The 20,550-nt window shown below is 70.5% G+C and carries 20 protein-coding genes; 7 read left to right on the top strand and 13 right to left on the bottom strand.

All coding sequences use genetic code 11. The features are described from left to right. The first annotated feature begins 1 nt into the window (after position 1). From ACTMTF_RS18835 to ACTMTF_RS18825, 3 genes are all read left to right on the top strand, one after another. Positions 2 to 805 (top strand): purine-nucleoside phosphorylase, encoded by an 804-nt coding sequence (locus tag ACTMTF_RS18835; protein WP_397008213.1) that lies wholly within the window; start codon positions 2 to 4, stop codon positions 803 to 805. After that, entirely contained in the window at positions 802 to 2,475 is a 1,674-nt protein-coding gene (locus tag ACTMTF_RS18830; RefSeq protein ID WP_441111855.1) for a phospho-sugar mutase, read from the top strand. The genes ACTMTF_RS18835 and ACTMTF_RS18830 overlap by 4 nt, the downstream gene beginning before the upstream one ends. Before the next feature lie 108 nt (positions 2,476 to 2,583). Next, positions 2,584 to 3,978 carry an ATP-binding protein gene (locus ACTMTF_RS18825; RefSeq protein ID WP_441111854.1) on the top strand — a complete coding sequence of 465 codons (1,395 nt, stop codon included), beginning with the start codon at positions 2,584 to 2,586 and terminating at the stop codon, positions 3,976 to 3,978. A 187-nt stretch (positions 3,979 to 4,165) separates the two neighbouring features. On the opposite strand, the gene ACTMTF_RS18820 is transcribed toward ACTMTF_RS18825, so the two are convergent. Both ACTMTF_RS18820 and ACTMTF_RS18815 read right to left on the bottom strand, forming a co-directional pair. Continuing rightward, the gene (locus ACTMTF_RS18820) at positions 4,166 to 4,648 is read right to left on the bottom strand and encodes a GyrI-like domain-containing protein (RefSeq protein ID WP_441111853.1); all 483 of its coding nucleotides are present in this window, start codon (positions 4,646 to 4,648) and stop codon (positions 4,166 to 4,168) included. A 19-nt stretch (positions 4,649 to 4,667) separates the two neighbouring features. Beyond that, entirely contained in the window at positions 4,668 to 5,591 is a 924-nt protein-coding gene (locus ACTMTF_RS18815) for an RNA polymerase subunit sigma-70 (RefSeq protein ID WP_441111852.1), read from the bottom strand. A 165-nt stretch (positions 5,592 to 5,756) separates the two neighbouring features. On the opposite strand from ACTMTF_RS18815, the gene ACTMTF_RS18810 reads away from it, so the two are divergent. Genes ACTMTF_RS18810 through ACTMTF_RS18800 form a run of 3 tightly spaced genes read left to right on the top strand, consistent with a single transcriptional unit; the run spans position 5,757 to position 8,624 of the window. Next, positions 5,757 to 6,422 (top strand): TetR/AcrR family transcriptional regulator, encoded by a 666-nt coding sequence (locus ACTMTF_RS18810; protein WP_441111851.1) that lies wholly within the window; start codon positions 5,757 to 5,759, stop codon positions 6,420 to 6,422. Next, positions 6,415 to 7,896, top strand: a complete 1,482-nt coding sequence (locus tag ACTMTF_RS18805; RefSeq protein WP_441111850.1) for an AMP-binding protein — start codon at positions 6,415 to 6,417, stop codon at positions 7,894 to 7,896. The genes ACTMTF_RS18810 and ACTMTF_RS18805 overlap by 8 nt, the downstream gene beginning before the upstream one ends. After that, entirely contained in the window at positions 7,893 to 8,624 is a 732-nt protein-coding gene (locus tag ACTMTF_RS18800; protein ID WP_441111849.1) for an enoyl-CoA hydratase/isomerase family protein, read from the top strand. Before ACTMTF_RS18805 ends, ACTMTF_RS18800 begins: the two co-directional genes overlap by 4 nt. Positions 8,625 to 8,682: 58 nt before the next feature. On the opposite strand, the gene ACTMTF_RS18795 is transcribed toward ACTMTF_RS18800, so the two are convergent. From ACTMTF_RS18795 to ACTMTF_RS18775, 5 genes are all read right to left on the bottom strand, one after another. Beyond that, the gene (locus ACTMTF_RS18795) at positions 8,683 to 9,294 is read right to left on the bottom strand and encodes a hypothetical protein (RefSeq protein ID WP_441111848.1); all 612 of its coding nucleotides are present in this window, start codon (positions 9,292 to 9,294) and stop codon (positions 8,683 to 8,685) included. Beyond that, entirely contained in the window at positions 9,291 to 10,364 is a 1,074-nt protein-coding gene (locus tag ACTMTF_RS18790) for an adenosine deaminase (protein ID WP_397008193.1), read from the bottom strand. The genes ACTMTF_RS18795 and ACTMTF_RS18790 overlap by 4 nt, the downstream gene beginning before the upstream one ends. Before the next feature lie 90 nt (positions 10,365 to 10,454). Next, the gene (locus ACTMTF_RS18785; RefSeq protein ID WP_441111847.1) at positions 10,455 to 10,805 is read right to left on the bottom strand and encodes a cupin domain-containing protein; all 351 of its coding nucleotides are present in this window, start codon (positions 10,803 to 10,805) and stop codon (positions 10,455 to 10,457) included. A 4-nt stretch (positions 10,806 to 10,809) separates the two neighbouring features. Further along, complete coding sequence (locus ACTMTF_RS18780; RefSeq protein WP_441111846.1) at positions 10,810 to 11,433, bottom strand: AMIN-like domain-containing (lipo)protein; 624 nt, start codon at positions 11,431 to 11,433, stop codon at positions 10,810 to 10,812. A 134-nt stretch (positions 11,434 to 11,567) separates the two neighbouring features. Next, the gene (locus ACTMTF_RS18775; RefSeq protein ID WP_441111845.1) at positions 11,568 to 12,926 is read right to left on the bottom strand and encodes an MFS transporter; all 1,359 of its coding nucleotides are present in this window, start codon (positions 12,924 to 12,926) and stop codon (positions 11,568 to 11,570) included. A gap of 137 nt (positions 12,927 to 13,063) precedes the next feature. Between ACTMTF_RS18775 and ACTMTF_RS18770 the strand changes: the two genes are divergently transcribed. Further along, complete coding sequence (locus ACTMTF_RS18770) at positions 13,064 to 13,450, top strand: MarR family winged helix-turn-helix transcriptional regulator (RefSeq protein ID WP_397008185.1); 387 nt, start codon at positions 13,064 to 13,066, stop codon at positions 13,448 to 13,450. 42 nt (positions 13,451 to 13,492) lie between these two features. Here ACTMTF_RS18770 and ACTMTF_RS18765 read toward each other — a convergent pair whose 3' ends face one another. The 6 genes from ACTMTF_RS18765 to ACTMTF_RS18740 all read right to left on the bottom strand — a co-directional run bounded on the left by ACTMTF_RS18765 (position 13,493) and on the right by ACTMTF_RS18740 (position 20,376). After that, positions 13,493 to 14,767 (bottom strand): thymidine phosphorylase, encoded by a 1,275-nt coding sequence (locus ACTMTF_RS18765; protein WP_441111844.1) that lies wholly within the window; start codon positions 14,765 to 14,767, stop codon positions 13,493 to 13,495. Beyond that, complete coding sequence (locus tag ACTMTF_RS18760) at positions 14,767 to 15,162, bottom strand: cytidine deaminase (protein ID WP_441111843.1); 396 nt, start codon at positions 15,160 to 15,162, stop codon at positions 14,767 to 14,769. The genes ACTMTF_RS18765 and ACTMTF_RS18760 overlap by 1 nt, the downstream gene beginning before the upstream one ends. Beyond that, positions 15,159 to 16,463 carry an ABC transporter permease gene (locus tag ACTMTF_RS18755; RefSeq protein WP_441111842.1) on the bottom strand — a complete coding sequence of 435 codons (1,305 nt, stop codon included), beginning with the start codon at positions 16,461 to 16,463 and terminating at the stop codon, positions 15,159 to 15,161. The genes ACTMTF_RS18760 and ACTMTF_RS18755 overlap by 4 nt, the downstream gene beginning before the upstream one ends. After that, positions 16,460 to 17,599, bottom strand: coding sequence for an ABC transporter permease (locus ACTMTF_RS18750; RefSeq protein WP_441111841.1), 1,140 nt, complete (start codon positions 17,597 to 17,599; stop codon positions 16,460 to 16,462). Before ACTMTF_RS18750 ends, ACTMTF_RS18755 begins: the two co-directional genes overlap by 4 nt. Then, a complete protein-coding gene (locus ACTMTF_RS18745; protein ID WP_441111840.1) occupies positions 17,599 to 19,206 on the bottom strand; it encodes an ABC transporter ATP-binding protein in 1,608 nt (535 codons plus the stop codon). Before ACTMTF_RS18745 ends, ACTMTF_RS18750 begins: the two co-directional genes overlap by 1 nt. A 96-nt stretch (positions 19,207 to 19,302) precedes the next feature. Then, positions 19,303 to 20,376: a BMP family lipoprotein gene (locus tag ACTMTF_RS18740; RefSeq protein WP_441111839.1), complete on the bottom strand. Its 1,074-nt coding sequence runs from the start codon at positions 20,374 to 20,376 to the stop codon at positions 19,303 to 19,305. Positions 20,377 to 20,550: the final 174 nt, after the last annotated feature.

The following is a 20,550-nucleotide window of genomic DNA, read 5'->3' as shown; positions in this document are numbered from 1 at the left end:
CGTGAGCATAGATCCGTACACCCTTGCCGGCGAGGCGGCCGCGGCGCTGAAGGCCGCCGCCGGGCTCGACACCTTCGACGTGGCCCTCGTGATGGGGTCCGGCTGGGTGCCGGCCGCGGACGCGATCGGGCAGGTGGTGGCCGAGATCCCGTTCACCGACCTGCCCGGCTTCCGGGCGCCGGCGGTGGCCGGGCACGGCGGCAAGATCCGCGTCGTCCGGACTCCGGCGGGCCGCCACGCGCTGGTGCTGCTCGGGCGCAGCCACCTGTACGAAGGCCGCGGCGTCGACTCGGTCGTGCACGGCGTGCGCACCGCCGCCGCGGCGGGTGTCCGTACGGTCGTGCTGACCAACGCGGCGGGCGGGCTGCGGCCGGAGACGCAGGAGGTCGGCGACCCGGTCCTGATCAGTGACCACATCAACCTGACCGGCGCGAACCCGATCACCGGCACCACGTTCATCGACCTCACCGAGGTCTACTCCAAGCGCCTGCGCGAGCTCGCGCGGGAGGTCGACCCGAGCCTGACCGAGGGCGTCTACGTCGCCTTCCGCGGCCCCACCTACGAGACGCCCGCCGAGATCCGCATGCTGCGCACGCTCGGCGGCGACCTGATCGGCATGTCCACCGTGCTGGAGGCGATCGCCGCCCGCGAGGCCGGCCTGGACGTGCTCGGCGTCTCCCTGGTCACCAACCCGGCCGCCGGGCTGTCCGGCGAGCCGCTCAACCACGAGGAGGTCCTGGAGGTCGGCCGCGCCACCGCCACCCGCATGGGCGTGCTGCTCGCCAAGGTGGTCGATCGGCTGTGAGCCTTCACGAGCAGGCCCGCGCGTGGTTGAGCCAGGACCCCGACCCCGACACCCGGGCCGAGCTGTCGGCCCTGCTGGAGCGTGACGACACCGAGGCGTTGCGGGAGCGGTTCGGCGCCAAGCTGGAGTTCGGCACCGCCGGGCTGCGCGGCGAGCTGGGCGCGGGCCCCAACCGGATGAACCGGGTCACCGTGATGCGCGCCGCCGCCGGCCTGGCCGAGGTGCTCGGCCCCGGCAAGCACGTCGTGATCGGCTACGACGCGCGGCACAAGTCCGACGTGTTCGCCCGGGACACGGCCGCCGTGCTGACCGGCGCGGGCCTGCACGCCTCGCTGCTGCCCGGCCCGCTGCCCACGCCCGTGCTGGCCTTCGCGGTGCGCCACCTCGGGGCCGACGCCGGCGTGACGGTCACCGCCAGCCACAACCCGCCCAGGGACAACGGCTACAAGGTCTACTGGGGCGACGGCTCCCAGATCGTGCCGCCGATCGACAGCCGGATCTCCACCGCGATCGACGCGGTCGGCCCGGTCGACCGCCTCCCCCTGCACTCCCCCGGCACGCTCACCGAGCTGGCCGACTCCATCGTCGACGACTACATCGACGCGGTGATCGCGCTGCCCCTGGGCGACGCGCGCGAGCTGCGGGTCGCCTACACGCCGCTGCACGGCGTCGGCTCCGGCACGCTGACGGGCGCCTTCCTGGCCGCCGGCTTCGAGACCCCGATGGCCGTCGAGGCGCAGCGCAACCCCGACCCGGACTTCCCCACGGTGGCCTTCCCCAACCCGGAGGAGCCAGGGGCGATGGACCTGGCCATCGAGCTGGCCGCCAAGACCGGGGCCGACCTGGTGCTGGCCAACGACCCCGACGCCGACCGGTGCGCGGTCGGCGTCCCGCTCGGCGACGGCAGCTGCCGCATGCTCACCGGCGACGAGATCGGCGGCCTGCTGGCCGAGCACGTCATCACGCACACGTCGGGCGACCGCATGGTGGCCACCACGATCGTCTCCTCGACCCTGCTGGGCAAGATCGCCCGCGCGCACGGCGTCCGCTACGGCGAGACGCTCACCGGCTTTAAATGGATCATCAAAGCGGGCCCCGGCCTGGTCTTCGGCTACGAGGAGGCGATCGGCTACAGCGTCGGCACGACCCACCCGGCGCCCGAGGACGGCGACTCCTTCCCGGAGATCGCCGCGCCCTACCTCCCGGTCCGCGACAAGGACGGCATCGGGGCCGCGCTCACCGTGGCGGCCATCGCCGCCGCCGCCAAACTGGCCGGCCGCACGCTGCTCGACCTCCTGGACGACCAGGCCAGACGGTACGGCCTGCACGCCACCGCGCAGCTTGCGGCCCGCGTGGACGACGTGTCGCTGATCGCCGACGCGATGTCCCGGCTGCGCGCCACCCCACCCACCACGCTCGGCACCCGTACGGTGACCCGCGTCGACGACCTGAGCAGGGACGACGGCGACCTGCCGCCCACCGAGGGGCTGCGCTTCACGCTGTCGGGCGACGCCCGCGTGGTGGTCCGGCCGTCGGGCACGGAGCCGAAGCTCAAGTGCTATCTGGAGGTGGTGGTGCCGGTGACGGGCGAGGTGGCCGACGCCCGCGCCGAGGCGACCGGCGAGCTGGACGCACTGAAGGCCGATCTGAGCGCGGTGCTCGGACTTTAGCCTTCTCACCGGAGTGGCGGCCGCACGAACATCGGCCATCCTAGAATAGGACCACGTTTGGACCCATCATATTTGGACGGTCCAGATTTGGTCCTATCAGGAGGCGGCATGTTCATCGGGCGAGAGCGTGAGTTGGCGTCGCTCGGACGCTTCTTCGGCAGAGTGGGGACTGGGGACCGGCCGGGACGCGCCATCCTGCTGCGTGGCCGCCGACGGGTGGGCAAGTCACGGCTGGCCGAGGAGTTCATCGCCAGATCAGGAGTCCCGTCCTTCTTCTACACCGCGGCCCAGGAGTCACTCGCCGACCAGCTCGAACGCTTCACCGAGGACGCCGCCGTCTCCGACCTACCCGGCGCGGCGCTCTTCACCGAGCTGACCACGGCCTCCTGGGACAGCGCGCTACGGCTCCTGGCCCAGGCCATACCGCAGGACTCGCCGAGCATCATCGTCATCGACGAACTGCCCTTCATGATCAGCGAGGATCCGTACCTGGAAGGCAAGCTGCAACGCCTCTTCGACCGGGAGTTCTCCCGTCGGCCGGTCCTGCTCATCCTGATCGGCTCTGACCTGTCGATCATGGAAGCGATCAACCAGTACGACCGGCCCTTCTACATGCGGGCATCGGAGATGGTGGTCAACCCCCTCACCCCGGGCGACGTGGCCACACGACTGAGTCTGTCGGCGCCGGAGGCCTTCGACGCCTATCTCGTCACGGGCGGGCTGCCCATGATCCTCGACGAATGGCCCGTCGGCGCCACCGTCTGGGACTACCTCGACGACGCCCTCCTCGACTCCACGGCGGCGCTGATCGTGAGCGGGGAGCGCGCCATGGCCGCGGAGTTTCCGCCAGAAGCACAGGCGCGGGTCCTGCTGAAGGCCATCGGTTCGGGGCAGCGTACGTTCTCGTCGATCGTACGGGCATCGGGCGGGATGCCGACCACCTCCGTCAAGCGCGCCCTGCAGATTCTCCTGGAGAAGCGCACGGTCACAGCCGAGCTCCCGCTGTCCGCCAAGCCCTCCAAGGAGACCCGCTATCACATCGCGGACACCCATCTGCGGTTCTGGCTGTCCTTCATCGAACCGGGGACAGCCGAAATCGATCGCGGCCGTGGCGACCTGGCGCTGCGGCGCCTGAAACGGTCCTGGACCGCGTGGCGGGGAACCGCGGTGGAGCCCGTCGTCCGTGAGTCGCTGCGCCGCATGGACCTTCACGAGGGGACGGGCGCCATCGGAGGTTACTGGACGAGGACGAACGACCCCGAGATCGACCTGGTCGGCGCGGATCGGGAGCCGATCGCCAAGAAGATCACCATGCTGGGGTCGATCAAGTGGCTGGAGAACCGGCCGTTCGACGACCACGACATGCGCGAACTCATCGTGCACCAGTCCAAGATGCCCGGCGCCGACACCTCCACCCCGCTGTATGCCGTCTCCCGCTCGGGATGCACCGTCCAGGGCGTCAGGCACGTCACCCCCGAAGAGCTGATTGACGCGTGGCGTTAGGACTTTGGTCTCATCGATGAGACCAAAGTCCGAGCAAGGACCGCGAAATCCGGCCTGTGAGACCAACTGCTCCTGTTGGTCTCACAGATGAGACCGACACCGGGCGATGGGACCAAATCTGGTAGGTCCGAATCTTGACCTACCAGATTTGGTCCCATCAAGATCTGAGAGCGCCAAGACCGTCGGGCTAGGCCAGGCGGAACTGGATCTCGATCTCCCACTTGTTCATGTCCGGCTGCTCCTCCGGGTGGGTCTTGTAGATCTCCAGGCGGCTGCCCCAGTGCTCGCCGTCCGCCTCCGTCGTCATGTCGAACGCCAGCCCCTGCTCGGCCGCCCAGCCGCGCACCGCGTCGATGACGCCGACGAGCTGGTCCGGGTGGCCGACGTGGGTCTCGGTGACGTAGCGACCGGCCGGGACGACGCCGGCGAAGATGTCACCCTCGCCGTCCATCGGGGCCGCGACCGGGACCCCCGCCTCGACCAGCAGGTCCCCTTCCATGTCGATGACCAGGAAGCGGAAGAACGGCCCGCCGTCCGGGGCGACGCCCTGCTCGGCCAGCCAGGCGAAGATCTCACCCAGCCGGTCGGCGACCACGCCGAAGGTCGTCATGGTGATGGTCGCGCGGATCCCGACGTAGTAGCGCTCCGGGAATTCGATGATCTGTGGCATGTTGTCCTCCCTTTCACTCCTATGTACGGAGCGGGGCGCTGGAACTCATCGGTAGGCCGAAAAGTGGGAAGAGACGGGGCTCCAGGTAGGTGGTCACGCTGGTGATGAACCCGCCGCCGGTTTCGATGAGCACCAGGGCGAAGGGCTCGCCGTCCTGGTACTGGCCGTACGCGGGCAGGCCGTTGGCGTCGCCGGTCCGTACGAGATGGGAGCCGTCGCACGGCGCCCCCGAGGCGGCCAGGACGCGGCGGATGCTGTCGCGCCCGCTCAGCCACCAGGTGAACGGCGGCATCGACATCGTGGCGTCCTCGTGCAGCAACGCCACCAGCGCCGCCACGTCGAACCGCTCGAACGCGTCCACATAGCGGGCCAGCAGCTCCTCATCGACGTCAGCGACGGGGGCGGAGGCAAAGGCCGTGGTAGTGGTGGGCAGGGTGGTTCTGGCTCGTTGCAGGGCGCTGTTGACGGCCGCCACGCTGGTGTCCAGGAGCGCCGCCACCTCGGCCGCCGACCAGGTCAGCACGTCGCGCAGGATCAGCACCGCGCGCTGGCGCGGTGGCAGGTGCTGCAGTGCCGCCACGAACGCGAGCCGTACGCTCTCCCTCGACACCGCCAGCTCGGCCGGGTCCAGCAGGTGGTCCGGCAGCGGGTGGACCCAGGCGCTCACCTCCACCGGCTGCCCCAGCGGCGCGCCGGGCTCGGCGGCCGGGCTCAGGTCCATGGCGCGGGCCCGGCGGCGGGCGCCGCGGAGCAGGTCCAGGCAGACGTTGGTGGCGATGCCGAAGAGCCAGGACCGCGCGGACCCGCGTACGGGGTCATAGCGGTCGCGGCTGCGCCAGGCCTTGACCAGCGTCTCCTGCACCGCGTCCTCGGCCTCGAAGGCGGAGCCGAGCATGCGATAGCAGTATCCGACCAGTTCAGGCCGGTGCTCATCCCACTCCATGACGCTCCATCAGGTCGGCGCGATCTCGCTCTGCGGCTCGGCCACCCGCTCCTCCAGGTGTACGGCCTCACGCGGTGTCAGGGTCAACCCTAGAGGTCTAGCTTGTACGGCTTCAGCGGGTTATGGTGCGTTTGACACGAGCAACCGAACGTTCGGTAGGCCCTCTTGAACACCTTTCTCACCGACCGGGACAGCGACGCGGCGCTGCGGATCAGATCCGCGGCGGTGCTGCTCTTCGCCCGTCAGGGCTACGCCGCGACGAGCATCAGAGACCTCGCCAGGGCCGTCAACCTGACCAACGCCGGCATCTACCACCACGTCTCCAGCAAGGAAGACCTGCTCGCCGACCTGATGAGGGCAGGGCATCGCGGGCTCATCGAGGCCACCGCCCGGGTGCTCGACGGCGTCGAACGGCCGCCGGACCGCCTGGCGCTGCTCATCGCCTCGCTCACCGCGATCCACGCCCGCAGCCCCCTGACCACCCGCGTCATGGACGGCGAACTGCGCTCACTCACCCCCGGCTCCGCCGCCCACGACGAGATCATCGCGCTGCGCGACGAGTACGAGGACCACTGGCGCCGGACCCTGGCCGACGGGGTCGGGGCAGGCGTCTTCCACGTCGCCGACCAGAAGCTGTCCCGCCTGGCCCTGATGTCCATGTGCACCGGCACCAGTGAGTGGTACCGCCCCGACGGGGACTCCTCGCTGGAGCAGGTGTGCGCCGAGTTCGTCGCGATCGGGCTGGCTGCGGTCCGGGCTCCCGCCCGGCCCACGGCGAGCGCCGACCTCTCCCTGCTGCCCGACTTCCCCTGGGAGCCGCCGGATGCCTGACCCTTCGCACGAGACCGTCCCTGAGCTGCTCAGACATGCCGCCCGCGAGTACGGCGACCGCGAGTTCCTGCGTTTCCCCGAGGCGTCCCTGAGCTTCGCCGAGGTGGACGCCGAGTCCGATCGGCTGGCCGGGGCGCTCGCCGCGAGGGGCGTGCGGCCGGGCGACCGGATGGCGATCATGATGGAGAACGTGCCCGGCTGGCCGTTGAGCTGGCTGGCGATCCTCAAGGCCGGGGCGATCACGGTGCCGGTCAACGTCCGCTACCGGGCGGCCGACCTGGAGCACGTGCTGCGCGACTCGGGCGCCGTGGCCACCCTGACGACCGAACAGCACACCGCACACGTCCCTGGCCCGGCCTACACCCTGGACACCCTCGCGGGCGCGGCCACCGCGCCCGACATTTCCCCTGACGCGGACGATGTCGCGAATTTTCAGTACACCTCGGGTACCACGGGCTTCCCCAAGGCCTGCATGCTCACCCACGCCTACTGGCTCAGGACCGCCCAGGTCGTGGCGGACCAGATACGGCTCCGCGACGACGACGTCATGATGATCGCCCAGGCGTACTCCTACATGGACCCCCAGTGGACCACCATCCTCTGCCTGATCGGCGGCATCCCCCAGGTGGTGCTCCCCCGCTTCTCCGCCTCCGGCTTCTGGCCCGCCGCCCGCGAGCACGGCGCCACCCTGACCTACGTGCTCGGCACGATGCCACTGCTCCTGCACAAGCAGCCGCCGCACCCGCTCGACCGCGACAACCGGATGCGCCTGGTGCTGTGCTCGGGCATCGCCCCCGGCCTGCACCGCGCGTTCGAGGAGCGGTGGGGCGCGCCCTGGCGCGAGCTCTACGGCTCCACCGAGAGCGGCACGGACCTGATCGCCGCCCCGGAGGCCGGGGACACGGTCGGCACCGGCGCGATGGGGCTGCCGCCGCCCGGCAAGGAGGTCAGGGTCGAGGAGGAGACGGGCGAGATCCTGGTGCGCGGCGTGCCGATGATGAAGGGCTACTGGAACCACCCCGAGGCCACCGCCCACGCCTTCCGCGGCGGCTGGTACCACACCGGCGACCTGGGCCTCCTGGACGCGCACGGCTACATCCACCACCACGGGCGCATCAAGGACACTGTGCGCAGGGGTGGCGAGAACATCTCCTGCGCCGAGGTCGAGCGAGTGCTCGGCGAGCATCCAGCGGTGCTGAACTGCGCCCTGGTGCCCATCCCGGACGAGCTGTTCGGCGAGCTGCCCAAGGCGTTCATCCAGCTCAACGCGGGCTACGAGGCCGGCAGGGACACCGCCATGAGCGTCATCGAGCACGCCAGAGGGCGGCTGGCCCGGTTCAAGATCCCCGCTTACGTGGAGTTCGTCGACGGGTTCACGCTGACCCCGTCGGCGCGCGTGGAGAAGCGTCACCTGCTACCGCCCGGGCGTGACCAGCGCGCCGGGGCCATCGCCGCCGAAGAGGAGCGAACATGATCGACGTGACCGTGCGCGACGAGGTGGCCGTGATCACCCTGCGCCGGCCGGAGAAGCTCAACGCGCTGACCGCCGACATGCGCAGGCGGCTCGCCGCGGCCGTGCGCGACCACGGCGACGGCGAGCGGGCCAGGGGCATCGTGGTCACCGGCACCGGCAGGGCGTTCTCCGCCGGAGAGGACATCAACGAGGCCGTCGGGCAGTCGCTCCTGGCGGAGGTCGAGCTCTTCCACGACCTGACCCGGTCGGTGCTGGAGACCCGGGTGCCGGTGGTCGCGGCGGTCAACGGGCTGGCCGTGGGCGGCGCCGCAGAGTGGACGCTCTGCTTCGACGCCCGCCTCGGCACACCGGACACGGAGTACTTCTGGCCGGAGAACCACATCGGCCTGTCCATCTCGAACGCCGCCAGCCTCCTGCTGCCCCGCCTGGTGGGCGGCCGGGCGCTACGGCTGGTCCTGGACTCCACCCGGCTGGGCGCGGACGAGGCCAGGACGCTGGGCCTCCTGGACGAGATCGCCGACCCCACCGCGCTGGTGGCGAGGGCCATCGCCCTGATCCACCGCTGGACCGAGCCGGGCACCGCCACCGCGGTCCACCTCAAGCTGCTGCGGCCCTCGCTGGAGGAGGTGGAGCGCGCCTTCGCGGCGGAGACCGAGGCCGCCCGCGAGGTCGAGCGGAGCGGCATCGCCCAGGCAGGCATGGACCGCTTCGTCAACCGCCGCAACTGAGCCGCCAGAACCGGAGCCGCCCGGCACAGGCCGACGGCGGTGACGGCGAGGGCGAGGGTCAGTCGACCACGATGGCGGCGATCACCAGGGCGCAGGCCGCGGCGAACGCCGCCAGCGAATCGTACGCCCAGGTCACGCGGGCCGGGCCCGGCTCCTCCTTGCGGAGCTTGGCCCGCTCGGCGCGGTCGGTGATCTGCTCGCCCACCCAGTCGGCGTGCGTCTTGCCGGCGAACGCCTCGGCGGCGGCCTGCTCGGCCTTCGGGAGCGTGGGCTCGGTCGGGTAGCGGCCCCGGCGCGGCACGGGGGCGCCCCTGCGCTGCGCCTTGGCCCGCTCCCTGGCCGAGCTCACCGGCGTCCACAGCCGCAGCATCCGCTCGTCGTCGTAGCCGACGTTGATCGAGTGGGAGACCGTCACGTCGCCGACTGACGCCCACGGCACGAACGTCGAGCGCAGCGGGTTACGCCCGAGCAGGCCGTCCTCGGTGAACACGGTGGCCGGCCGGAGCGCGATCACGTAGACCACCACGGTCAGCACGCCGAGCACGGCCAGCGCCACCATGGACGGCTTGCCGCTGTAGCGGGCGATCAGGTCGTAGACGTTGAAGGCGACGAAGGCCACCCAGATCCAGCCGAGGACGAGCGCGGCCCTGGATCGGTAGACCTGTTTCACGGCTGCCACTTGAGCTGCGCGAACCCTGGCTTGATCACGCCGTTGATCAGCGCGAGCCGCTCGTCGAACGGCAGGAACGCCGACTTCATCGCGTTGACCGTGAACCACTGCAGGTCGTCCCACCCGTAGTCGAACGCCTCCACGAGCTTGGCGAACTCCAGCGAGTGGCTGGTGCCGCTCATCAGCCGGTTGTCGGTGTTGACCGTCACCCGGAAGTGCAGGCGGCGCAGCAGCCCGATCGGGTGCTCGGCGATGGACGCGGCGGCTCCGGTCTGCAGGTTGGAGGTGGGGCACATCTCCAGGGGGATGCGCTTGTCACGCACGTAGGCGGCCAGCCGGCCCAGCTTGGCGGTGCCGTCGTCGGCCACCGAGATGTCGTCGATGATCCGCACGCCGTGTCCCAGCCGGTCGGCACCGCACCACTGGATGGCCTGCCAGATCGACGGCAGCCCGAACGCCTCGCCCGCGTGGATGGTGAAGTGCGCGTTCTCCCGCTGGAGGTATTCGAAGGCGTCCAGATGGCGGGTGGGAGGGTAGCCCGCCTCGGCCCCCGCGATGTCGAACCCGACCACGCCGACGTCGCGGTAGCGCACGGCCAGCTCGGCGATCTCCATCGAACGCGCCTGGTGCCGCATCGCGGTCAGCAGGGTCCCGACCCTGATCCCCCGGCCCGCGGAGCCTTGCTCGAACCCCTCCAGCACGGCCTGGACGACCTCGTCGAGGCTGAGGCCGCGCGTGGTGTGCTGCTCGGGCGCGAAGCGCACCTCGGCGTAGACGACGCCGTCGGCGGCCAGGTCCTCGGCGCACTCGGCCGCCACCCTGACCAGGGACTCGCGGGTCTGCATGACGCCGACGGTGTGGTCGAACGTCTCCAGGTAGCGCTCCAGCGACCCGGAGTCGGCGGCCTCCTCGAACCAGACCCGGAGGCTCTCGGGGTCGGTGGCGGGGAGCCGGTCGTAGCCGGTCTCGCGTGCCAGGTCCACGATGGTCCCGGCCCGGAGACCACCGTCGAGATGGTCGTGGAGCAGGACCTTGGGTGCCCGCCGGATCTCGTCAAAGGTGGGGCTCATCCGCCCATGATACGAGTCCGGCCGGCGGATGCTCGCCCTTGGCTCATGCGGCGCGGATCAGGCACGAATCAGCCACGGGTCAGGCACGGATCAGGTTCTGTTGGCCGTGTCGGGGCTGAAGGCGGGCAGGCAGACGGCGATGTATTCGGCGCCCTCGGCGCCGGTGCTGTAGCGGACCTTCTCCCCCGGCTCGGTCACCAGGGTCTGCCCCGCTGCGACCTCGGTGGTGCCCCCGGCGTGCTCGACGAGGACGGTGCCGCGCAGCACCACGGTGTACTCGGTGAAGGCCGGTGTCTGGGCGGGCTCCTCCCAGCCGGGCGGGGCGACCATGTGGGCGATGGACAGCGCCTCGTCGCCGCTGCTGACCCGGCCGACGTGCTCGTCGATGAGCTTGCCGCCGGGCACCGGGATCCGTGAAGGTCCTTCTAGCTTTCTCACCACCGGGTCAGTGTCCCACGTCGATGACCAGGCGGTCGGGGCCGGTGTACTCCTTCACCCGGAAGGTCCTGGTCCGGTCGCTGATCAGGGCGATGCCGACGTGCCCTTCGAAGTCGCCGGTGGAGACGATGCCGGTGACGGCGGTGAGCGGCTCCGCCGACGTGCCCGTCCAGGTCGGCTCCCCGGCCTCGGTGTGGGCCTCGGCCGGGATGAGCATGACGTGCAGGGCCTGGCCGCCGTCGAGGTCGATGGGCTTGCCGGCCCCCTCGGTCTCCACCTTGCTCTTCCAGCGCACGGTGTAGCCGGGGACGTCGCCCTCGAAGTCGACGACCACCCGGTCGAACCCGTCGTGCCGGGCGACGCGGACGCCCGTCACCCTGGCCGGCACCATGCCGTCGCGCGGGACCTGCACCGGCGTGGTGCCCGTCGGCGAGGGCGCGGTCCCGGCGGGCGTCCTGGCCGGGGCGGAAGCCTCCGGCGGACTGGTCATGGGGCCGGACGGGGATCCGGCCGGCGACGGGGAAGACGTGCTGGTGGTGGTGCGCGCCGCGCTCCCGTCCGGCTGAGCCGTACCGCAGGACAGCAGGAGCGCGCCGCAGAAGGCGAGCGGGGCGAGACGCGCGATGTTCATGTGTGGGGAATGCCCGCTCGCACTTCCGTGAAGCGCCCCGTTGTCGGATCGACATGAGACAGGAGCGGGCCCCGCGCACGCGGGGCCCGCCTCTGCACTGGAATCTCCGGTATGTGAACCCGCCGGTCGACGGATCAGACCGTTTCGTACGCCTTCAGGTCGTCGGCCTCGACGGCCACGGGCTTACGTACCCGCAGACCGGTTGCCGAGATCGCGACGCCGACCAGGGCGAGCACCAGGCAGACCACGATCGCCGCGCGCAGCGAGCCGATCGAGAGCCCGCCGCCGCCCGAGGTGAGCACGGCGGTGACCACGGCCAGCACGACGGCGCCGCCCACCTGACCCGAGGTGTTGAGCAGCCCGGAGGCCAGGCCCTGCTCCTCGTCGTCCACGCCGTTGGTGGCCTGGATGTTCAGCGGCGGGAACGACAGCGCGAACGCGACGCCCAGCAGGAGCATGCCGGGCAGCACCAGGCCACCCAGGCTCGGCGTCTCGCTGATGCCGAGGAACATCGCGTACCCGCCGGCGAGGGAGGCCGCGCCGATGACGATCAGCTTGCCGGTGCCGAACCGGTCGGCGAGGTTCCCCACCCTGGTGGAGCTGAGGGCCACGATCACGCCCGCGGGCAGGAACACCAGCGCGGTGCCCAGGGCCGACCAGCCGAGCAGGTTCTGGAAGTACTGCATGGCCACGAACTGGAAGGACACGTACGAGCCCATGAGGATGAACAGGCCCAGGTTGGCCCGCACCAGCGGGCCGGAGCGCAGGATGCCGAGCCGTACCAGCGGGTGCTTCATCCTGAGCTCGGCGAACACGAACAGCCCGAGCAGGGCGGCGACGGCGACCAGCGAGCCGATCGTGCGCAGGGAGGCCCAGCCGACCTCGGGCGCCTGCACCACGGTGAAGACCAGCAGCAGCATGGAGGCGGTGACCAGCACGGCGCCGAGCAGGTCGTGGCCGCCCTCGGGCCGCTCCTCCACCGGGCGCGGCAGCACCCTGAGCGCCGCCACCAGCGCGATGACGGCGACCGGCACCGGCATCAGCAGCGTGTAGCGCCAGTCGAGCTCGGTCAGCAGTCCGGAGATCACCAGGCCGAGCGAGTAGCCGCTGGCCCCCGAGGCGGTGAAGATGCTCAGCGCCTTGTTGCGCTGCGGCCCCTCGGGAAACGTCGTGGTGATGATCGACAAGGCGGCGGGCGCGGTGAAGGCGGCGGCGACACCCTTGACGAAACGCGCGGCGATCAGCAGCGCGCCGTCGTCCACCACGCCACCGAGCAGCGAGGCGACGGCGAAAACGGCCAGTGCGACCAGGAAGACCCTGCGTCGCCCGAGCAGATCGGCGACCCTGCCTCCGAGCAGGAGAAGACCGCCGTATCCGAGCACATATCCGCTGACGACCCACTGCAGGGTGGAGGTGGAAAGTCCGAGCTCATGCTGGATGGACGGCAACGCGATGCCGACCATCGACACGTCGAGTGCGTCAAGAAAGATCACTGCGCAGAGCACGGCGAGCGCACTCCACCGGGAACCGTGTTTAGAGGACATGAGGGGAAACATTACATGCACTCGCATCTAATGCAAGCGCATTAAATGTCCTTGCATCGGTTTGACCTAAGTGGTACTCTCCGGCCATGGACGAGCAGTACGTGGTCAGCACCTGGCATTACGTCCTGGCCAAGCACGCCAAGGCGATGTGCGCGCTGGAGCGCGAGCTCGGTGCCAGGCACGGCCTGGGGCCCAGCGAGTTCGAGGTCCTCGACCGCATCGTCCACCACGACCGGAAGCTGCGCATCCAGGAGCTCTGCGATGAGGTGCACCTGAGCCAGAGCGCGCTCTCGCGGGTGGTGGCACGCCTGGAGAAGGCCGAGCTCGTCTGCCGCGGCGTCTGCGACTCCGACCGGCGCGGCGTGTTCGTCTCCATCACCGACGAGGGCCGCGCCCGCCACCACGCGGCTCTCCCCACCCACCGAGAGGTCCTGGCCGAGGTCTTCGCCGACGCCCCGGCACCGGTCGGATAGGCGGCACGACCTCATCGGGCGGGCTCCTGCCCGCCCGATCGCTCAGGCGGTGATGCGGTCGATGACCAGGGGCAGCGGCTCCTGACCGGTCGTCCCCACCTCGAAGCCGTCCGCCAGCGCCTCCAGCGCCCGGCCGAACCGGGCCGGGTCGTCGGCGTGCAGGGTGAGCAGCGGCTCCCCCTGCCTGACCACGTCGCCCGGCTTGGCGTGCAGCGTGATGCCCGCCCCGAACGACACCGGGTCCTCCTTGCGCGCCCGGCCCGCGCCCAGCCGCCAGGCCGCCAGCCCCACGGCGTAAGCGTCCAGCCTGGCCAGCACGCCCGACGCGGGAGCCTCGACCACCATGGTCTCGGCCGCCGTGGGCAGGGGCGCGTCCGGATCGCCGCCCTGGGCGGTGATCATGCGACGCCAGGCGTCCATGGCCGAGCCGTCCCGCAGCGCCTCAGCCGGGTCCTTGCCGGCGATCCCGGCGGCCTCCAGCATCTCGGCGGCCAGGCGTACCGTCAGCTCCACCACGTCGGACGGCCCGCCGCCCGCGAGGACCTCGACCGACTCCTCGACCTCCAGCGCGTTGCCCACCGCGCGGCCGAGCGGGCGGTCCATCGCGGTGAGCAGCGCCACCGTGCGCACGCCCGCGTCGGTGCCCAGCGCGACCATGGTCTCGGCCAGCTCACGGGCCCGCTCCGGGGTCTTCATGAACGCGCCGGAGCCCACCTTGACGTCCAGCACCAGCGAGCCGGTGCCCTCGGCGATCTTCTTCGACATGATCGACGAGGCGATGAGCGGGATCGACTCGACGGTGCCGGTGACGTCGCGCAGCGCGTACAGCTTCTTGTCGGCGGGCGCCAGGCCGGAGCCAGCGGCGCAGATCACCGCGCCGGCGGCGCGCAGCACGCCGAGCATCTCCTCGTTGGACAGTGAGGCCCGCCAGCCGGGGATGGACTCCAGCTTGTCCAGCGTGCCGCCGGTGTGGCCGAGGCCACGGCCGGACAGCTGCGGGACGTAGGCGCCGCAGGCCGCCACCAGCGGCGCGAGCGGCAGCGTGATCTTGTCGCCGACGCCGCCCGTGGAGTGCTTGTCGGCGGTCGGCCGGTCGAGCGCCGACCAGTCCATCCGCTCGCCGGAACGGATCATCGCCTGGGTCCAGCCGGCGATCTCCCGCCGGTTCATCCCGTTGAGCAGGATCGCCATGTTCAGCGCGGCCATCTGCTCGTCGGCGACCTCGCCGCGCGTGTAGGCGTCGATCACCCAGTCGATCTGGGCGGCCGTCAGCTCGCCACCGTCCCGCTTGGCGACGATGACCTCGATGGCGTCCATCAGCCCATCCGCGTCAGGTCGTCGGGGCCGAACGCGTAGGGCAGGATCTCGGCCATCCGCTTCGGCCCGTCGACGGTCTCGACCAGCAGCTCCTCGCCGCCGAACTCGAAGAGCAGCTGGCGGCAGCGCCCGCACGGCATGAGCAGCTCGCCATGGCCGTCGACGCAGGTGAAGGCCACCAGCCTGCCGCCGCCGGAGGACTGCAGCGCGGAGACCAGCCCGCACTCGGCGCACAGGCCCACGCCGTAGGAGGCGTTCTCCACGTTGCAGCCCGTGACGATCCGGCCGTCGTCGACCACGGCGGCCGCGCCGACGGGAAACTTGGAATAGGGGGCGTAAGCGTGGTGCATGGCCTCGGCGGCCTTCTCACGGAGCGCGTCCCAGTTGATGTTCAATGTTGTTCCCCCCGGCGGTAGCTCACGCCGTCGGCCTTGGGCATCCGCAGGCGTTGCGAAGCCACCAGGAGCACGAGCAGCGTGAGCACGTGCGGCGTGATGAAGACGAATTCGTTCGGCAGCGTGTCGACGGTCAGCCAGAGCCAGATCAGCACGACCGCGCCCGCCGCCATCCCGGCCAGGACGGTGTACTCCCTGGCGCCCCGGGCGGTGAGCTCGGCCGGCCTGGCCGGCGACAGCATGGCACGGGCCCGGACACCAAGATAGATCAGCAGCAGGATCGCACCGAACAGCAGGAACGACGTGACCGCGCCGGCGCTGCGCAGTTGCAGGCCGTCGGCGTAACCGAACAGCGCGGCGCCCGCCGCTAGCCCGCCCGGCCGCCAGTTGCCGAAGATCATGGCCGCCAGGCCGATGAACCCGCGCCCGCCCGTCTGCCCCTCGACGTACTTGGTGGTCACGAAGACCAGGAACACGCCGCCGAGCCCGGCGAACGCGCCGGAGATGACGACCGCGACGTACTTGATCCGGTAGACGTTCACGCCCAGCGACTCGGCGGCCCACGGGTTCTCGCCCGCGGAGCGCAGCCGCAGCCCGAAGGAGGTGCGCCAGAGCACGTAGAACGTCAGCGGGAGCAGCAGCACGGCCAGCACCACCAGCAGGTTCACGTTGTACGTGAGCCCGCGCAGGATGCCCGCGACGTCCGACAGCAGGAACCAGTGCGTACGCTCCAGGCTCCCCAGCCAGTCGGGCCCGGAGGAGAACAGCGGCAAGCTGACCCGTGGCGGCTGGGACGACAGCGCCGGCGAGGTGGTGATGCCGGCGCCCGCCTCGCCCGCCGGGGTGCCCTCCTTGTAGAGGACCTCCGACAGGAAGCGGGTGACGCCGGGCCCGAGCAGGTTGATCGCGACGCCGCTGATGATGTGGTCGACGCCGAAGGTGACGGTGGCGATGGCGTGGATCAGCCCGCCCACCGCGCCCGCGGCCAGGCCGGCCAGCAGCGCCGCCATGGGGCCCCACTGGTAGCCGGCCCAGCCGGCGAACCAGGTGCCGAGCACCATCATGCCTTCGAGGCCGATGTTGACCACGCCGGCCCGCTCGGCCCACAGGCCGCCGAGCCCGGCCAGGCCGATCGGCACCGCCAGCATCAGCGCGGCGGCGAACGTGCCCGAGGAGGTGATGTCGTTGGCGCCGGACACGACCCTGACCAGCGACATCAGCAGGATGAGCACGGCGACGCCGATGAGCGCCAGATGGTATTTGCGAGTCCTGGTCGATCCCGCGACGGTCGTGGTCGTCATGTTGCCACCTCAACGGGAGTGTTCCTGCCGAGCTCCTGAGCGGCCCGCCGTTCCTCACGCCGCAGCGCGAGCCTCCTGGTGATCTCGTTGGCGATGACGACCAGGAGGACGATCGTGCCCTGGATGATGACGACGACCGAGGGCGGCACGTTGGCGAACTGCAGCGGCCCCTGAGCGTGCTCCAGGAAGCCGAACAGCAGCGCGGCGATCGCGATGCCGACGGGCTGGTTACGGCCCAGCAGCGCGACGGCGATGCCCAGGAAGCCCAGGCCGGGGGTGAAGTTGGAGCCGAAGGAGTGCTTGTCGCCGAGGATCTCGGGCAGCCCGATCAGCCCGGCGATCGCGCCGGACAGCACCATCGCGGCGATGACCATCTTCTTCGCGTTGACACCCGAGGCCGCCGCGGCCGACGGGTTCAGGCCGCTGGCCTTGAGCTCGAAGCCGAACCTGGTCCGCTCCAGCAGCACCCAGAGTCCCACGCCGAGCAGGATCGCCACGATCAGGAAGCCCCACAGCCCGCCACCGCGCGGCGCGGGCAGGCCGAACAGCTCGAAGATCCAGTTGAGGTTGGGGAACCAGGCGGACTGCGGCAGCTCCGGCGTGCCAGTGGTGAGCAGCCCCTCGCTCCGCTCGCCGGTGAAGGGACCGCGGACGAGGAAGGCCGCCAGGTTGATCGCGATGTAGTTGAGCATGATCGTGGAGATGACCTCGTTCACCCCCCTGGTCACCTTCATGATGGCCGGGATCAGCGCGTAGAGGCCGCCCACGACCGCCGCCACCACGATGATCACGGTGATCTGGATCGGGGCGGGCGCGGTGAACGTCGAGCCGACGTACGCGGCGCAGATGGCCGCGATCCGGTACTGGCCCTCCACGCCGATGTTGAAGAGGTTCATCCGGAAGCCGACGGCCACCGCGAGACCCGCGATGAACAGCGTCACGGACCGGTTGATCATGGGCGCGATGCCGTTGACGACCGAGCGCTCGGTCTCGCCGAAGTTGAAGAACGCGGCGAACGCGGCCGACGGGCTGGCGCCCGCCGCGAGGATCGCCACGCTGGAGATGACGAGGGCCACCACGATGGCCGCGACGGCGCCTGCGACGGTCAGCAGCGCCCGGTAGAGCCCTGCGGGCATCACGTCTCCTCAGTGCCGGTGATGGCACCGGTCATGTATCCACCCAGCCGTTCGGGCGTGACATCGGACGGGTCGAGCCGGGCGACGAGCCGCCCCCGGTAGATGACGTGCAGCGTGTCGGACAGGCCGATCAGCTCGTCGAGGTCTGCCGAGATCAGCAGGACGGCCAGCCCGGCGGCTCTGGCGTCGCGCAGGTGGTCCCAGATGGCGGCCTGCGCGCCCACGTCGACGCCCCTGGTGGGGTGGGCGGCGATGAGGAACTTCGGCTTGCCGCTCATCTCACGGCCGACGATCAGCTTCTGCTGGTTGCCGCCCGACAGGGCCAGCGCGAGGGTGTCGACCCCCGGCGTGCGCACGTCGTAGTCCTTGATGATGCGCTCGGTGTCGGCCTTGGCGTCGCGCCTGTTGACGAAGAAGCCGTTGCGCGCGGGCGGTCTGGTCTGGTGACCGAGCACCCGGTTCTCCCAGAGCGAGGCTTCCAGCAGCAGGCCCTGGCGGTGACGGTCCTCGGGGATGTAGCCGACGCCCGCCTCGCGACGCCGCAGGGTGGACCAGGAGGTGATGTCGGCCTCGCCGAGCAGGATGCCGCCGTGCGCCGGGCGCAGACCCATGATCGCCTCGATCAGCTCGGTCTGCCCGTTGCCCTCGACCCCGGCGACCCCGAGGATCTCGCCCTCGTGGATGTCGAACGACACGCCGTCCAGGAGCAGTCGCCTGCCCTCCTCGCGGACGCGGTCGAGGTAGAGCTCGACCGAGGTGCCCGCGGGCACCGGCCGATGGCCGTCGGCCTCCATGGTCAGGCCGGACACCCGCAGCGCCACGGTGTCGGTCACGGTGGACTCGCGGGTCTCCGGGGTGGGCAGCTCGCTGCCGACCATGAGCTCGGCGAGCTGCCGGGCGGTGACGTCCGCGGGGGCCACGCTGGCGACCGTGGTGCCGCGCCGGATCACGGTGATCGCGTCGGCGATGTCGAGCACCTCGTCGAGCTTGTGGGAGATGAAGATGACCGTGAGGCCGCCGGCCTTGAGCTCGCGCAGGTTGTCGAAGAGCTCGTCGACCTCCTGCGGCACCAGGACCGCGGTCGGCTCGTCGAGGATGAGGATGCGCGCGCCCCGGTAGAGGACCTTGAGGATCTCCACCCGCTGACGGTCCCCGACTCCCAGGTCCTCCACCAGCCGGTCGGGGTCGACCCGCAGGCCGTGTCTCTCGGCGAGGTCGTTGATCCGGGCGCGGGCGCCGGCCACGTCCAGGCCGACACCCTTCCTCGGCTCGGCGCCGAGGACGATGTTCTCCAGGACGGTGAAGTTGTCGGCGAGCATGAAGTGCTGGTGGACCATGCCGATGCCGGCGCCGATGGCGTCGCTGGGGGTCCGGAAGCCGACCTCGGCGCCGTTGACCCTGATGGTGCCCTCGTCCGGCTTCTGCATGCCGTACAGGATCTTCATCAGCGTCGACTTGCCCGCGCCGTTCTCCCCTACGATCGCGTGCACCGTGCCGGGTTCGACGGTGATGCGGATGTCGTGGTTGGCCACGACACCGGGGAAGCGTTTGGTGATGCCCTCCAGTTGTACGGCGGGGTGCACCGCGGCGACGGTGTCAGCGTTCATCGGCCGCTCATTCGATCTCTCCTAGAGCTCGGCAGATAGGCCGAAGGCCCGGGTCTCGGATGACCTCGGGCCCTCGGCCTATGTCCGTCATCAAATTTACGGCTTGGCCGGCACCGTGATCGTGCCGTCCACGATGCCCTTCTTGGCCTCGTCGAGCTTGTCCTTGATGTCGTCGATCTCGCCACCGGTGGTGGCCAGGCCCACGCCGTCGACCTTGAGGTCGTAGACCACGTCGTTGCCGCCCTTGGCGCCGCCCTGGAAGGACTTGATGAACTCGAAGACGCCCACGTCGACGCGCTTGAGCATCGAGGTCATGATGACCGACTGGAGGTTGGTCTCCTTGATGGTCTGGCGCTGGTCGGAGTCGACGCCGATGGCCTTCTTCTTGGCCGCGGCCGCCGCCTGGAACACGCCGAGGCCGGAGTCGCCGGAGGCGTGGTAGACGATCTCCGCGCCGTCCTGGTACATCTTCTCGGCCGCGACCTTGCCCTTCTCGGGGGCCTTGAAGCCGCTGAAGTCGCCGTCGGGGGTGAGGTACTTCACGTCGATCTTGGCGTCGGCCTTGACCGACTTCACGCCGGCCGCGAAGCCCGCCTCGAACTTCTTGATCAGGTCGTTCTCGACGCCGCCGACGAAGCCGACGTGGCCGCTCTCGGCCTTGGTCGCGGCGGCGACGCCCGCCAGATAGGAGCCCTGCTCCTCGGCGAACAGCAGGCCGGTGACGTTGGCCGCGTTGGAGGCCGAGTCGACGACCGCGAACTGGATCTCGGGGTATTCCTCGGCGGTCTTCTTGATGTCCTCGCCGTAGGCGAAGCCGACGCCGATGATCGGGTTGTAGCCCGCGTCGGCCAGCTGACGCAGCAGCTCGCCTCGGTTGGAGCCGTCGGAGGCGGGGCTCAGCTCCTTGATCTCGGCGCCGAGCTCGGTCTTGGCCTTCTCCAGGCCGGCGTAGGCGGCGTCGTTGAAGGACTTGTCGCCACGGCCGCCGATGTCGAACGCGAGGCCGACCTTGAGGGCCCCTGCGGCCGGCGCGCTGCTCGCGTCGGCGGAGGGCTGAGCGCTCGCCGTGGTGTCCCCGCCGGTGCTGCCACCGCCGCAGGCCGCGGCCGCCATGAGCATGACACCGGCTGCAGTGCCGGTCGCCAACCTGCCGAATCGCTTGCTGAGCAAGGCGACTCCCTTCCATTTCCCCGCCGTCGAACTTCATCGCGGGCGCGAAGAAACGTACGGCAACCCTGCACGGAAGATAGTTGGTTGACCAGGGCATACCAAACCGCAGCACAGGGTCGCAACCGCTCCGTTATCGACATCAAGCGCGTCCGTGACCTGATGCGCCCGGTGAGG

Source organism: Nonomuraea sp. ZG12, from assembly GCF_052068115.1.
GTDB lineage: Bacteria > Actinomycetota > Actinomycetes > Streptosporangiales > Streptosporangiaceae > Nonomuraea.
This window is presented reverse-complemented; position numbering and strand designations above follow the sequence as displayed.

What these genes read in the sequence shown, in the direction of transcription:
- ACTMTF_RS18825 (WP_441111854.1), top strand. Translation starts at nt 2,584, where the DNA reads ATGTTCATCGGGCGAGAGCGTGAGTTGGCGTCGCTCGGACGCTTCTTC.
- ACTMTF_RS18820 (WP_441111853.1), bottom strand. Translation starts at nt 4,648, where the DNA reads ATGCCACAGATCATCGAATTCCCGGAGCGCTACTACGTCGGGATCCGC.
- ACTMTF_RS18815 (WP_441111852.1), bottom strand. Translation starts at nt 5,591, where the DNA reads ATGGAGTGGGATGAGCACCGGCCTGAACTGGTCGGATACTGCTATCGC.
- ACTMTF_RS18805 (WP_441111850.1), top strand. Translation starts at nt 6,415, where the DNA reads ATGCCTGACCCTTCGCACGAGACCGTCCCTGAGCTGCTCAGACATGCC.
- ACTMTF_RS18800 (WP_441111849.1), top strand. Translation starts at nt 7,893, where the DNA reads ATGATCGACGTGACCGTGCGCGACGAGGTGGCCGTGATCACCCTGCGC.
- ACTMTF_RS18790 (WP_397008193.1), bottom strand. Translation starts at nt 10,364, where the DNA reads ATGAGCCCCACCTTTGACGAGATCCGGCGGGCACCCAAGGTCCTGCTC.
- ACTMTF_RS18780 (WP_441111846.1), bottom strand. Translation starts at nt 11,433, where the DNA reads ATGAACATCGCGCGTCTCGCCCCGCTCGCCTTCTGCGGCGCGCTCCTG.
- ACTMTF_RS18770 (WP_397008185.1), top strand. Translation starts at nt 13,064, where the DNA reads ATGGACGAGCAGTACGTGGTCAGCACCTGGCATTACGTCCTGGCCAAG.
- ACTMTF_RS18765 (WP_441111844.1), bottom strand. Translation starts at nt 14,767, where the DNA reads ATGGACGCCATCGAGGTCATCGTCGCCAAGCGGGACGGTGGCGAGCTG.
- ACTMTF_RS18755 (WP_441111842.1), bottom strand. Translation starts at nt 16,463, where the DNA reads ATGACGACCACGACCGTCGCGGGATCGACCAGGACTCGCAAATACCAT.
- ACTMTF_RS18750 (WP_441111841.1), bottom strand. Translation starts at nt 17,599, where the DNA reads ATGCCCGCAGGGCTCTACCGGGCGCTGCTGACCGTCGCAGGCGCCGTC.
- ACTMTF_RS18745 (WP_441111840.1), bottom strand. Translation starts at nt 19,206, where the DNA reads ATGAACGCTGACACCGTCGCCGCGGTGCACCCCGCCGTACAACTGGAG.